The organism is Deltaproteobacteria bacterium, from assembly GCA_016875395.1.
In the GTDB taxonomy this organism is placed as follows: domain Bacteria; phylum Myxococcota_A; class UBA9160; order UBA9160; family UBA6930; genus VGRF01.
In genome coordinates this window covers 1-13,162 of record VGRF01000012.1, presented here as the reverse complement: position 1 = coordinate 13,162, position 13,162 = coordinate 1, and the positions used below count along the sequence as shown (strand labels likewise).

The following is a 13,162-nucleotide window of genomic DNA, read 5'->3' as shown; positions in this document are numbered from 1 at the left end:
TCCTGGTCACTGCTGATCAGCGGTGAGACGCACCACTTCCTCGAAGGTCGTCGCGCCTTCAGCCAACTTCCTGATCGCCGCCTCACCCAGGGTCCCCATGCCTTCGACGCGTGCGGCGTACGCGATCTCGTTCGCGTCCTTGCCTTCGGTGATCAGCTGCCGCACGCGGCGCTGCACGTCGAGCATCTCGAACACGCCGATGCGGCCATAGAGGCCGGTGTGCCGGCACTTCGGGCAGCCCTCGCCCCAGCGCACGCGCAGCTCTTCGCGGCGCTCGACGGGCACCTTCAGCTGGAGCGCCTCGACTTGCTGCGCCGTGAGCGCGCCCTCGACGGAGCAATCGGGGCACACTTGGCGCACGAGGCGCTGCGCGAGCACGCCGCGCAGCACGCTCGAGAGCAGGAAGCGCTCGACGCCGAGCTCGACGAGGCGCGTGACCGCGCCCGCGGCGTCGCGCGTGTGCACCGTGCTGAACACGAGGTGACCCGTCAGGGCTGCCTGCACCGCCATGTTCGCGGTCTCGGCGTCTCGGATCTCGCCGACCATGATCACGTCGGGGTCCTGGCGAAGGATCGCGCGCAGCGCGTTCGCGAACGTGACGTCGACCTGACGCTGCACCTGCACCTGACAGAAGCGCGGCTCGACCATCTCGATCGGATCTTCGACCGTCGTGATGTTGACTTCGGGCCCTGACAAGTACCGGAGCGTCGAGTAGAGCGTCGTCGTCTTGCCGGAGCCGGTGGGGCCGGTGACGAGCACCAGGCCCGACGGAGACGTGATCCACTTCTCGTAGCGCTCGCGGTCTTCGCGCCCGAAGCCGAGCTGCGCGAGATCCGTCATCAGCGCCATCGGGTCGAACACGCGCACCACGACCTTCTCGCCGAACGCGCACGAGAGGCTCGCGACGCGCAGCTCCACCTCTCGGTCGCCGCGCACGGTCTTGATGCGCCCGTCCTGCGGCCGGCGGCGCTCGGCGATGTCCATGCGCGCGAGCACCTTGATCCGAGACGCGACCGCGGCGTGCACCGCGACGGGCAGCCGCTCGATCTCGTGCAGGATGCCGTCGATGCGGAAGCGGATCACCGCGTCGCGATCGCGCGGCTCGAGGTGGATGTCGCTCGCGCGCTGGTCGAAGGCGTAGTTGAGCAGGTAGTCGACCGCGGCGATCACGTGCTCGTCGTTGTTCGCGGCGAGCTCGTCGTTGCTGCGCAGCTGCACGAGCTGCCCGAGCGCATTGTTCGCGCTCGTTGCCGAGGTCGTCGGGCCGAGCTGCTCGGTCGCGCCGCGCACGCTCGAGCGGAAGCCGTAGATGCGGTCGATCTGCTGCACGATGTCGCGCTTGCTCGCGACCACGACCGAGACCGGCGCCCGTAACAGCTGCTCGAGATTCGCGCGCAGCGCGCCGTCGAAGGGATCGCTGAGCGCGATGGTGAGCTGATCGCCGTTGCGACCGACCGGGATCACCGCGTGGCGGCGCGCGAACGGACGCGAGAGCGTCTTGGTGACGAGGTCGGCGTCGACCTTCACCGGGTCGATCTTCAGGTACGGGAGATCCGCCGACGCGGCGATGGCCTCCGCGATCGCGTCCTCGTCGAGCGTGCGCTTCGGGTTGCTCGCGTCGGCGAGGCGCAGCACCGCGATCAGCTCCGCGGGCGAAGCCTCGTAGCGAGCCGCGGCCTGCGAGCGCACCGAGCCGACGCGCTCCTTCAGCACCTGGCTGCGCAGCGTGGTCGCGCGGCCCACGATCTCGGGCGTCTTCGCGGGATCGAGGCGCTTGGCTTTCACCAGCACGTCGACCAACTCTTCGAGGGTCAGCGGCGCGCGAGCGTCGTCATTCTGCGGCTTGGGCATGACGGCGCATATCGGCCAGCCACGCGCCTCGATTGACGGTTGATTCGCGCGCAACGCCGCTCGTAACCTTTGCGCCCATGAGCACAAAACTCCACTTCGGCGTGACCCTTCCGCAGATCAAACGCACCTGGGCCGAGGCGCGCGATGCCGCCCTCGCCTTCGAGCGGCTCGGCTTCGACTCGCTGTGGGTGTGCGACCACCTCTACGGGGTGCCGAGCCCTAACAACGCGATCCTCGAAGCGTGGACCGAGCTCACCGCGGTCGCGGCGATCACCGAGCGCGTGCAGTTCGGCACGCTCGTGACGCCGCCGTTCTTCCGGAACCCCGCGGTGCTCGCGAAGCAGATCGCGACGCTCGAGCAGATCGCGCCCGGCCGCGCGTTCCCGGGCTTCGGCGCGGGCTGGTTCCAAGCCGAGTTCGACGGCTACGGCTGCAAGTTCCCGAGCCTCGGCGAGCGCCTGCGCGCTCTCGACGAGTCGCTCGCGATCATGAACGGGATGTGGACGCAGGAGAAGACGAGCTTCGCGGGCACTCACTACTCCGTGAAGGACGTGATGTGCGAGCCGAAGCCGGCGAAGAAGCCGCGCGTGCTCGTGGGCGGCGGCGGCGAGAAGGTGCTGATGGGCATCGCCGCGAAGCACGCCGACGTGTGGAACAACATGGCCGTGTTCCAAGGCCAGCTCGCGCAGAAGGTCGACGCGCTGAAGCGCCGCTGCGACGAAGCGCGGCGCGACTTCGGCACGCTCGCGATCTCGCAGCAGTGCACGATCGTGATCGCCGAGAGCGACGCCGGCGCGAAAGAAGCGCTCGCGAAAGCGAGCAAGATCTACGGCGGCCACATGGGCGCCGCGCTCGAGCAGCACGGCATCTGGGGCACGCCCGAGCAAGTGATCGAGCGCATCCAGCGCCACGTGAAGCTCGGCTGCACCGGTTTCGTGATCGAGTTCTTCGGCCGCGACACGAAGGAGCCCGCGGCGTTGTTTGCGGAGACGGTGATGCGGGAGATGAGGCGCTGAAGACGCGCCCCGCCGCGGTCGCACTGCTGCTGCTCGCCAGCGTGGTGCACGCTGCGGACTGGGCGCTGCGCGGCGGCGAGATCGGCGCACTCGCGCTCGCGGTGGCTTACGGTGCGCTCGCGGTGTGGATGCGCGTGCGGACCAGCGCCGCTCCGCTCGTTGCGAGCGCCGGTGCAGGAGTGGTGGGCACCCTGCTCGGCCTCGAAGACCTCACGCCCCGCGGCTTCGCTTGGATCGATCTCGGCACGTGGGCAGGGCTCGCGCTCGTCGGCGTTTGCGCGTACCAGCTCATCACCGGCGAGCTGCACGCCGCAGCGCGACTGCAGCGTGCCGACGAGCTCGAGGCCGCTGCCGCAGAGCATCCGCGCCCGCGCGAGCCGAGACCCGCGACGACCCAGCTGACGTTCGTGCTCCTCGCCGCCGCCTACGCGGTCGCGCTGCGCTTGGCTCCCGACGACGGCGATGGCGCGAACATGCGCTTGGCCGGCTTGCTCCATGCCGTCCTCGGCATCGAGAGTCTCGCGGTCCTGGGATTCCCGTTCATTCTCGCTGCGCTCACCGCCGATCGCGTCCGCGATGTCACCGCCGCGCGGCTCATCATGCTGGCGTGCCCTCTCGCGCTCAGCGTGATCGCAGCCGCGGCTCACACGTTGCTGGAGACCCGCGAGTACCGCGGAGGTCGACTGTTCTTGCTCTCGATGGCCATCGTCGTTCCGCTACCTCAGGTTTTTCTGTTCGTGGGCGCGGCGCTCGGAACACGGTCGCAGCACCTCGCCAAGCTCGGGCGCGCCGAGTGGCCGCTGTGAGACGGTGCGGACGCGTGAGCGATCGGTCCCCGTGACGCAGAGCCGGTCAGCTGCGACGCGCGGCGTCGCCAGCTGCACTGGCCAAGCACGCTGACCGCGGAGGCTCGTCCGAGAGCAACCTTTCCCGACTAACCCCGCACCGCCTTCGCGATCTGCTCGAGAGCGCGCGCAAGAAGCGGGCGCGAGGTCGCGAAGTTGAGGCGCACGAAGCCGCGGCCCGGCTCGCCGAAGTTCGGGCCTTCGCTGAGCGCGACGCTCGCGCGCTTCAGGAAGAACTCGTGCGGCGTGGGCGCGAGGTTCAGGGCGCGGCAGTCGAGCCACGCGAGGTACGTCGCCTCGGGCGCGAAGTGCACGACGCCAGGCAGCTCGCGCGCGACGAAGTCGGCGACGAAGTCGCGGTTCGCCCGCAGATACGCCGTGACGTCCGCGAGCCACGGGTCGCCGTGCGTCCACGCGGCTTCGGTCGCGAGGATGCCGGGGCCGTTGAGGCCGCCGCGCACGTGGCGCGGCAGCGCGTTGAAGCGCTTCTTCAGCTCGGGCGTGCCGAAGATCGCGACCGCGCAGCGCAGACCCGCGATGTTGAAGGCCTTCGACGCGGCGTAGAGCGTGATCGTGCGCGAGGCGGCGTCTTCGCTGAGCGACGCGAACGGGATGTGCTTGTTGGGGGAGAACACGAGGTCCGCGTGGATCTCGTCGCTGACGACGTAGAGGTCGTGCTCGCGCGCGATCGCGGCGACGGCCTCGAGCTCGTCGCGGCGAAAGGCGCGGCCGGTCGGGTTGTGCGGGTTGCACAGCAATAACAAGCGCGCCTGCTTCGCCTGCGCGCGCAGGCCGTCCAGGTCGAGCTCGTAGCCGCGCGCGCCGCGCGGCATCTCGTTCGCGAGCAGCGTGCGCGCGTGGTCCTTGATCACGCCGAGAAACGGCGGATAGATCGGCACTTGCGTGATCACGCCGTCGCCGGGCTGCGTGAGCTGGAGCAGCGAGACGTGCATCGCCTGCACCACCTCGCTCACCACCTCGACCTGCCCGCGCGGCACGCGGTAGCCGAAGCGCTGCGCCATGCGCGCGGCCGCGAGGTCGGGGAGGCGCGTCTGCGGCGCGTACTGCGGGTAGCCCATGTCGCCGACCGCGAAGGCGCGCGCGAGGCGGCGGCGGATCGGCATCGCGGCCTCGAAGTCCATGTCGGCGACCCAGAGCGCGAGCGCGTCCGGGCCGTACTGGTGCCACTTCTCGCCGCTTCGCGCGCGCAGGACGGGCTCGGTCAGCGCGCCGAACTCGGGCGCCGGGTTGCGCAGCGCGAGCTCGAGGCGCGCGAGCGCGGCGTCGCACTCGGCGCGCGTCGGCAGCGGCTCGCGCAGGCCGGCGCGCGCCGCGTAGCCGGCGAGATCGCGGCGCAGCTCGGCGAGCGCGAAGTCGAGCGAGTCGAGCTCGGGCGCGATGGCGGTGATCTCGTCGCGCCCGTCCGAGTCGTTGTGCCAGTGCGCGCCGTCGACGAAGCAGTCGAAGCGGAACAGCTCGTAGCCATCAACCGCCCGCTTCGCGCGCAGCGTCGGCCCGCCGGAAGCGCCGGGCGTGCGGTGCTCCACTTCCAGCGCGAGCGGGCCCAACAGTTCGCGTGCGGCGGCGTCCATCGCGCCACGATACCCGCGCGACCGCCCGTACAACGGGGACGAAATCGCGCGCGCCATGGCGGCCTCGTCCAGGCCACCGCCGAGAAACGCCGCGATGCGCGCGCACTCCGCCGCCGGCGCGCGCACCAGCGCCGCGGTGTCGACGCGCAGCAGCGCGCAGCTCGGGCGCGCAGCGAGCTGCGCGAGGGCCTCTGCGAGCTGCGCGGCGAGGACCTGCGCGAGGCGCTCGGGTGGCAACGGGCCACTTGGGGTCTGACCCCTTTTGGCCCGCTGCGCGGTGGCCTCGCGTCCGAGCATGTCCGCCTGCGACGCGACCACGTCCGCAAGCGCCCGCTCGGCGACGAGGACGCGCAGCGGCACGCCTTCGGGCAGCGCGGGCAGCAGCGCGTGGATCACCTTGAGCGCTCGCCCGCGGGCGCTGCGCACGAGGTCGGCGGCGCGCTCGTCGCGGCCGAGCTTCGGCACGAGCGCGTGCTCGAAGTAGCCGCGCGGGTTGCTCGCGTCGGGGGGGCGCGCGCCGTCCGTGAGCGCGGGAATGCCGCCGGCGTCGAGCACTTGCATCAGGAGCGAGGTGCCCGAGCGCGGGACGCCGGAGACGATCGTCACGAAATCGCGCGCGCGCATCGCGTGTAAGGTGCCGCAATCGCTGCGGAAGCGGACTTCCCCGCCGAACTCGCGCGGCTAGTGTGTTCCGATTCTCAGGACACATTGCCCCGCATGGCGCGCGCGACGATCGATCCGGACCAGCTGCCCAAGCACTTCGACGCCGCCGAGGCGGAGAAGCGCTGGGACGCGCGCTGGCAGGAGCTTGGCGTCTATCGATACGACCCCAGCCGCCGCCGCGAGGAAACCTGGGTCGTCGACACGCCGCCGCCCACTACGTCCGGCACGCTGCACATCGGGCACATCTTCTCCTACACGCAGACCGACATCGTCACGCGCTACCAGCGCATGCGCGGCAAGAGCGTCTACTACCCGATGGGCTGGGACGACAACGGCGTGCCGACCGAGCGCCGCGCGCAGAACCTGCTCAACGTGCGCTGCAACCCGGAGCTCGCGCGCGGCACGAACCTCGAGCTGATCCCGACCGGTCCCCTGAACGCCAAGCAGCGCAGCCAACCTCCCGTGCAGCTCTCGCGGCCGGATTTCATCGAGCTGTGCGCGCGCGTCACGTCCGAGGATGAGCAGGTCTTCAAGGGAATCTGGCGGCGCGTCGGGCTCTCGGTCGATTGGCGCGCCGAGTACGCCACGATCGACGCCACCGCTCGCCGCATCTCGCAGCTCTCCTTCTGCGATCTCTGGGCGAAGGGCCACGCCTACCAGAGCGACGCGCCGTTCATGTGGGATGTCGACTTTCAGATGGCCGTCGCGCAGGCCGAGGTCGAGGACCGAGCTCGCTCCGGCGCCTACCACGATCTCGAGTTCGCGGTCGAAGGCGGCGGCGCCTTCACGATCTCGACGACGCGCCCCGAGCTGCTCGGCGCGTGCGTCGGCGTGACCGCGCACCCGAGCGACGCGCGTTATCAGGGGCTGTTCGGGAAGCGCGCGATCACGCCGCTTTTCCGCGCGCCGGTCCCGATCTTCCCGAGCGAGAAGGCGGATCCCGAGAAGGGCACGGGCATCCTCATGGTCTGCACTTTCGGTGATCAGACCGATGTCGAGTGGTGGCGCGACCAGAAGCTCGCGCTGCGCCAGCTGCTCGGGAAGAACGGGCGCCTCTTGCCCGTGACGTTCGGCACCGACGCGTTCCCGAGCCTCGACGCTGCGCGTGCGAACGCGGCGCACGCAGAGCTCGCGGGCAAGAACGTGAAGCAGGCGCGCGCGCGCATCGTCGAGTTGTTACGCGACGCGGGCGCGAGCGCGAGCGGCCGTGGCGCGCCGCTGGTGCGCGACCCGAAGCCGATCGAGCACGCGGTGCGCTTCTACGAGAAGGGCGAGAGTCCGCTCGAATTCCTGCCGACGCGCCAGTGGTTCGTGCGCTTACTCGACAAGAAGGAGCAGCTGCTCGCGAAGGGCGCCGCGATCGAGTGGCATCCCGAGCACATGCGCAAGCGCTACGAGGACTGGACGCGCAATCTCGGCTTCGACTGGTGCATCTCTCGCCAGCGCTACTTCGGGGTGCCGATCCCGGTGTGGTACGCGCTCGACGCCGCGGGGCGGCCTGACTACTCGAAGCCGATCGTCGCGCCGGCCGAGCGCCTACCGGTCGACCCGATGACCGACGTACCGCCGGGGTACCAGGAAGTGCAGCGCGGAAAACCCGGCGGGTTCGTCGGCGAGGCCGACGTGTTCGACACGTGGTTCACGAGCTCACTCACGCCCCAGATCGCGAGCCGCTGGCTCGACGACCCGGAGCGCCACGCACGCCTCTTCCCCGCGGACCTGCGCCCGCAGGCGCACGACATCATTCGCAACTGGGCCTTCTACACGATCGCGAAGGCGATGCTCCACGAGGACGCGATCCCGTGGAAGCGCATCGCGATCTCGGGCTGGATCCTCGATCCCGACCGCAAGAAAATGTCGAAGTCGATCGGCAACGTGGTCACGCCGAGCGAGCCGATCGAGCAGTTCGGCGCCGACGCGATCCGCTACTGGGCAGGCAGCGCGCGGCTCGGCGTCGACACCGCGCTCGACGACGCCGTCTTCAAGGTGGGGAAGCGCCTCGTCACCAAGCTCTTCAACGCGAGCAAGTTCGCGCTCGCGCAGACGGCGCCCGAGGGCGCGATCGCGAACGAGCTCGATCGCGCATTCGTTGCGGAGCTGCGCGAGCTCGTGACGCAGTGCACCGCGGCGTACGAGAAGCTCGACTACGCGCGGGCGCTCGAGCTGACCGAGTCGTTCTTCTGGAAGCGCTTCACGGACACGTACCTCGAGCTCGCGAAGGCGCGCGCGCGCAGCGAGAGCGACGCCGCGGGGCGAGCGAGCGCAGTCGCGACGCTGCGCCTCGCGCTCTCGGTGCTCGTGCGCCTGTTCGCGCCGGTGTTGCCGTACATCACGGAGGAGATCTGGAGCTGGGCGTTCGCTGCGGAGACGGGCGCAGCCTCGGTGCACGCCGCGCGCTGGCCGAGCGACGCGGACTTCGCGGGCACGGCAAAGCCCGCGGACGGCGCGAGCTTCGATTCCGCGGTCGCGGCGTTCCTCGCCATCAACAAGGCGAAGGCCGACGCGAACGTCTCCGCCGGGCGCGAGACGCTGCGGCTCACGCTCGCCGCCGCGCCGGATGCGCACGCGCGCCTCGCGAGCGTGGTCGCGGACGTGCTCGCTGCGGCGCGCTGCGCAGAGCACACGCTCGCCGCGGATCCCGCGCTCGAGGCAGGCGCGATCGCGGTGCGCGACGCGGTGTTCGCCGAGCGAGCCGAAGCGAGCGCCTCGTGATCCGACCCGCGATCGAGCGCCTGGGCGCCAACACCTCGCGCTTGATCTTCGAGCTCGGCCGCATGGCGGCGTTCGGCGGCGCAGCCTTGCTGAGCTGGCTGCGCCCCACGTTCTGGCTGCTGCCGCGCCTCGTGCGCGAGGTCTACGACACCGGCGTGCTCTCGCTCCCGATCGTGTGCCTCTCGGGCCTCACCGTCGGGATGGTGCTCGGGCTGCAGCTTTACTGGGTGCTGATCGTGTTCGGCGCCGAGACGTCGCTCGGCGGCGTGATCGGCCTCGTGCTCGTGCGCGAGCTCGGGCCGGTGCTGACGTGCCTGCTCGTCACCGGCCGCGCCGGCTCGGCGATGGCGGCCGAGATCGCGGTGATGAACGCGAGCGAGCAGCTCGACGGCATGAAGACCATGGCGATGGACCCGGTGCGCTTCGTGGTCGGCCCGAAGGCGCTCGCGATGGTGCTGTGCATGCCGCTGCTGAACGGCCTCTTCATCTGCTTCGCGATCGCGGGCTCGTGGCTGATCGCCGTGCAGCTGTTAGGGCTCGACCAGGGCGTGTTCTTCGGGAACCTCGAAGACCAAGTGAACTACGAGAAGGACGTCGTCGGCTCGAACCTGAAGGCGCTCGTGTTCGGCGCGCTCGTCGCGCTGATCGCGACCTACCGCGGCTTTACGAGCGGGCGCAGCGCGGAGGAGGTGAGCCGCGCGACGACCTCGACCGTGGTCACGGCGTCCGTCTGGATCCTGCTCGCGGATTTCGTGGTCACCTCGCTCTGGAAGTTCTAGAAGGCGCTTCGTTCGGCGGTCTGGGGGAAACACATGTCCAAGGCAACGCGCGACTTCGTGGTCGGGCTGTTCGTGCTCGCGGGCCTCGCGACGCTCGGATACCTCGCCCTCCAGGTCGGCGGCATCGAAGGCGACGGCGAGGGCGGCCTCGAGCTGTCCGCCGAGTTCGCGGAGATCGGCGGGCTGAAGGAGCGCGCGCCGGTGGTCGTGTCGGGCGTGAAGATCGGGCGCGTGAAGCGCATCGAGCTCACGCAGGACCTGCGCGCCGTGGTGGTGCTCGACGTCGACTCCCGATACCAGCTGCCGGTCGACACTTCGGCCGCGATCCGCACCGAGGGCCTGTTAGGGCAGCAGTTCGTCGCGCTCGAGCCGGGCGCCGAAGAGGAGCTGCTGCAGAGCGGCGGCAAGATCGCTTACGCCGAGAGCGCGCTCAGCATCGAACGCCTGATCGGCGACTTCGTCCACGGCAACGATCTCGAGAAGACTGAGGAGTAACGCGCATGCACAGCCAGAAGCTCCACACGCTCACGCTGCTCGCCGCGCTCGCTCTCACGAGCGCCTGCGCGACCACCGGCGATCCCGATCCGTGGCGCCCGACGAACGAGAAGGTCTTTCGCTTCAACGAGCGCGTGGATCAGGGGCTGCTCGAGCCCGTCGCCGAGGGCTACGACACCGTCACCGCGAGCTTCTTCCAGATCGTGATCGGGAACTTCTTCCAGAACACGACGGTGCCGCGCACGTTCGTGAACAACGTGCTGCAGGGGAAGCCACTGCCGGCGGTGCAGGATCTCGGTCGCTTCTCGCTGAACCTGATCGCGGGCATCGGCGGGCTGGTCGACGTCGCGTCCGAGGTCGGCATTCCGAAGAACGAGGAGGACTTCGGTCAGACGCTCGGCCGCTGGGGCGTTGGCCCGGGGCCCTACGTCGTGCTGCCGCTCGCGGGACCCTACAACGTGCGCGACACGCTCGCCGCGCCGGTCGACGTCGCCACGAACCCGACCACGTGGGTGAATGTGTTCGGGCTCTCGGTCGTCCGTGTCGTCAACACGCGGGCCCAGTACCTCGAGGAGATCGCGCAGGCCCGCAAGGATGCCGTCGACTACTACGTGTTCGTGCGCGACGCCTACCTCTCCAGCCGTGAACGCGCGGTTCGCGACGGTGCGGCGCCGAAAGCGGCAGAGGACGACCTCTACGACATCGACGAGCTCGAGGACGACGCGGGTGAAGGAGCCGAGACCGATGAAGCCCAGCCGTAACAACTCCCTGCGCGCCGCGCTGATCGCGTTCGCCGCGCTGCTCTTCGCCGCTCCCGCACTGGCTGCGGCGACCGACGACGCGCGCGCCGCGATGCAGGGCACGATCGACGCGGTGCTGAAAGTGCTGCGCACCGACGCGGAAGAGAAGGCGCGCCGCACGCAGATCGAGCAGATCGCGAAGCAGCGCTTCGACTTCACCACGATGTCGAAGCTCGTGCTGAAGCGAGACTGGCGCCGCTTCACGCCGCCCGAGCAGCAAGACTTCGTCGCGGAGTTCACCGAGTACCTCTCGGCCAGCTACGGCACGCGCATCGCGCGCTACGCGAACGAGCAGGTCGTGACGCTCGGCGCGCGCGAAGAGGTGAACAAGGACGTCACCGTGCAGACCGCGATCAAGGGTGGCCAGTTCGACGGCGCGACGGTCGACTACCGCATGCGCCTCCTCGCCGGCAAATGGCAGGTGATCGACGTCGTGATCGAAGGCATCAGCCTCGTCTCGAACTTCCGCTCCCAGTTCGCCGACGTGATCGCCAAGGGCGGGCCCCAAGAGCTCTTGAAGAGGATCAAGGCGAAGAACGATGCGGGCATCGTGGACGCGCCACCCACCGAGGCGCGCGCGAAGTAGGGGCTTCGGCGGGGCTTCGCCTTGATCCCTCTTCCTTGTTTACTTCGCAAAGCGCGTCGAAGACTCCGCGCTTTGCTGCGCGCTTCGCTTGCGGCCTCGGCCGACTCGCACTGAGGAGCGTTCGACTTCGAGGTCGTTCCGACTCCCTCGCGAACGCGGCAATGCACCGAGGTGCCTTCGCGCGCGCCGCCACCTCGGTGCATTGGCGCGCCGAGAGAACGGCGGAGCGTGCTCGCTGACGAACGCTACTGGGTGCGAGTCGGCCGAGGCCGCAAGCGAAGCGCGCAGCGTTCGGCGGAGTCCGCGGAGCCGAACGCGAAGTAAACAAGGAAAAACGCGAGCCCCGGTGCAACGGGGACCGCTGGCGTGGACGAGCTACCTGCCCGCGCGCCTCGCACGCACCGCCGCACTCAGCTCTGCGAACACAGGCAAGGTCCGCTCCCACGACATACACGCATCGGTGATGCTCTTCCCGAACGGCGTCGTGTTGGCGTAGTCCTCGCGGCCGTCCTCGAGGAAGCTCTCGAGCATCACTCCGATGATCGTCTTGTCGCCGGCGGCGACCTGCGCGGCGACGGCGCTGGCGGTCGCGGGCTGCTTCAGGTGGTCCTTGCCCGAGTTCGCGTGCGAGCAGTCGATCATCACGCGCCGCGGCAGCTTCGCTTTGTCGAGCGCGGCGCTCAGCTTCGCGACGCTCGCGGCGTCGAAGTTCGTGCCGTTCGCGCCGCCGCGCAGGATCACGTGCGCGTCGGGATTGCCCTTGGTCGCGACGATCGCGGCGACGCCTTGCTTCGTGATGGACAGGAAATGGTGCGGGTTCGCGGCGGAGCGGATCGCGTCGATCGCGATCTGCACGTTGCCGTCCGTGCCGTTCTTGAAGCCGATCGGCATCGACATGCCGGACGCGAGCTCGCGGTGGACCTGGCTCTCGGTGGTGCGCGCGCCGATCGCGCCCCACGCGACCACGTCCGCGATGAACTGCGGAATCAGCGTGTCGAGGAACTCGCAGCCCGCGGGCAGGCCCGCCTCGGCGATGTCGAGCAGCAGCCGGCGCGAGGTCCGCAGGCCCTTGTTGATCGCGAAGCTCTCGTCGAGATCAGGATCGTTGATCAGCCCCTTCCAGCCCACCGTCGTGCGCGGTTTCTCGAAGTAGACGCGCATGACGATGCAGAGATCGTTCGTGTGCTCGTCCGCGACTTTGCGCAGGCGGCGCGCATATTCGAGGCCCGCCTTCGGGTCGTGAATCGAGCACGGGCCCGCCACCACCACGAGCCGGTCGTCCTCGCCGCGCAGCACCTTGGCCACGCTCTCGCGCCCGTGCGCGACCACCTCGGAGGCGGCGTCGCTGAGCGGCAGCTCCTCCATCAGGATCGCGGGGGGCAGCAGGGGACGGAGGCTCTGGATGCGGAGGTCGTCGGTTTGGAAATGCATGAGGCGGAGGAATCTACGGAATTCGCGCGGCCTCGCCCCGCAGCCACGCGGGCCTCAAATCGAGCTCTCGGCGCTCCGATGAGGCGCGCATGTCGGCACCTGCCCAAGTCCCGCTGATTGGCCGCATCGCGGTCCACCTGAAGCTCATCACGGACGACCAGCTCGCCCAAGCGACGCGCCACCAGGCGGAACTGGGCGCCAGCAAGCAGATCGGGCAAGTGCTCGTCGAGCTTGGCTTCCTGTCGCAGGCGCAGCTCGCCGCGGTGATGAAGGCGCGCGATCAGATCGCGGCGAAGCAGAAGGCGATGACCGCAGTGGCCGCCGCGGATCCGGTGCCCGAGGTGAAGCCGGCGCCGCCCGCGCCGCGCGCGAGCGCGGCCCCCGCCCGCAGC

Annotated in this window: 11 protein-coding genes; 8 read left to right on the top strand and 3 right to left on the bottom strand. The window is 69.7% G+C overall.

Features of this window, described 5'->3' with window-relative positions:
* Positions 1-6 precede the first annotated feature (6 nt).
* A complete protein-coding gene (locus FJ091_11090) occupies positions 7-1,851 on the bottom strand; it encodes a type II/IV secretion system protein (GenBank protein MBM4383901.1) in 1,845 nt (614 codons plus the stop codon).
* 77 nt (positions 1,852-1,928) lie between these two features.
* Here FJ091_11090 and FJ091_11085 point away from each other — a divergent pair, with 77 nt between their 5' ends.
* Positions 1,929-2,867 (top strand): LLM class flavin-dependent oxidoreductase, encoded by a 939-nt coding sequence (locus FJ091_11085; protein MBM4383900.1) that lies wholly within the window; start codon positions 1,929-1,931, stop codon positions 2,865-2,867.
* Positions 2,868-2,908: 41 nt separating this feature from the next.
* Positions 2,909-3,673, top strand: coding sequence for a hypothetical protein (locus FJ091_11080; protein ID MBM4383899.1), 765 nt, complete (start codon positions 2,909-2,911; stop codon positions 3,671-3,673).
* A 128-nt stretch (positions 3,674-3,801) separates the two neighbouring features.
* Here the strand turns inward: FJ091_11080 and FJ091_11075 are convergent, their stop codons facing one another.
* Entirely contained in the window at positions 3,802-5,928 is a 2,127-nt protein-coding gene (locus FJ091_11075; protein MBM4383898.1) for a PatB family C-S lyase, read from the bottom strand.
* A 93-nt stretch (positions 5,929-6,021) separates the two neighbouring features.
* Between FJ091_11075 and valS the strand changes: the two genes are divergently transcribed.
* From valS to FJ091_11050, 5 genes are read left to right on the top strand one after another with little or no spacing between them, the layout of a single operon-like run.
* Positions 6,022-8,679, top strand: a complete 2,658-nt coding sequence (gene valS, locus FJ091_11070) for a valine--tRNA ligase (GenBank protein MBM4383897.1) — start codon at positions 6,022-6,024, stop codon at positions 8,677-8,679.
* Complete coding sequence (locus FJ091_11065) at positions 8,676-9,458, top strand: ABC transporter permease (protein MBM4383896.1); 783 nt, start codon at positions 8,676-8,678, stop codon at positions 9,456-9,458. Before valS ends, FJ091_11065 begins: the two co-directional genes overlap by 4 nt.
* Before the next feature lie 33 nt (positions 9,459-9,491).
* Positions 9,492-9,953 carry an outer membrane lipid asymmetry maintenance protein MlaD gene (mlaD, locus tag FJ091_11060; protein MBM4383895.1) on the top strand — a complete coding sequence of 154 codons (462 nt, stop codon included), beginning with the start codon at positions 9,492-9,494 and terminating at the stop codon, positions 9,951-9,953.
* A gap of 5 nt (positions 9,954-9,958) precedes the next feature.
* Complete coding sequence (locus FJ091_11055; protein ID MBM4383894.1) at positions 9,959-10,714, top strand: VacJ family lipoprotein; 756 nt, start codon at positions 9,959-9,961, stop codon at positions 10,712-10,714.
* Positions 10,698-11,339: an ABC transporter substrate-binding protein gene (locus tag FJ091_11050; GenBank protein ID MBM4383893.1), complete on the top strand. Its 642-nt coding sequence runs from the start codon at positions 10,698-10,700 to the stop codon at positions 11,337-11,339. The genes FJ091_11055 and FJ091_11050 overlap by 17 nt, the downstream gene beginning before the upstream one ends.
* A gap of 375 nt (positions 11,340-11,714) precedes the next feature.
* Here FJ091_11050 and FJ091_11045 read toward each other — a convergent pair whose 3' ends face one another.
* Positions 11,715-12,770, bottom strand: a complete 1,056-nt coding sequence (locus FJ091_11045; protein MBM4383892.1) for a 3-deoxy-7-phosphoheptulonate synthase — start codon at positions 12,768-12,770, stop codon at positions 11,715-11,717.
* Positions 12,771-12,859: 89 nt separating this feature from the next.
* Here FJ091_11045 and FJ091_11040 point away from each other — a divergent pair.
* The coding region (locus FJ091_11040) for a hypothetical protein (GenBank protein MBM4383891.1) at positions 12,860-13,162 on the top strand (303 nt) is incomplete at its 3' end.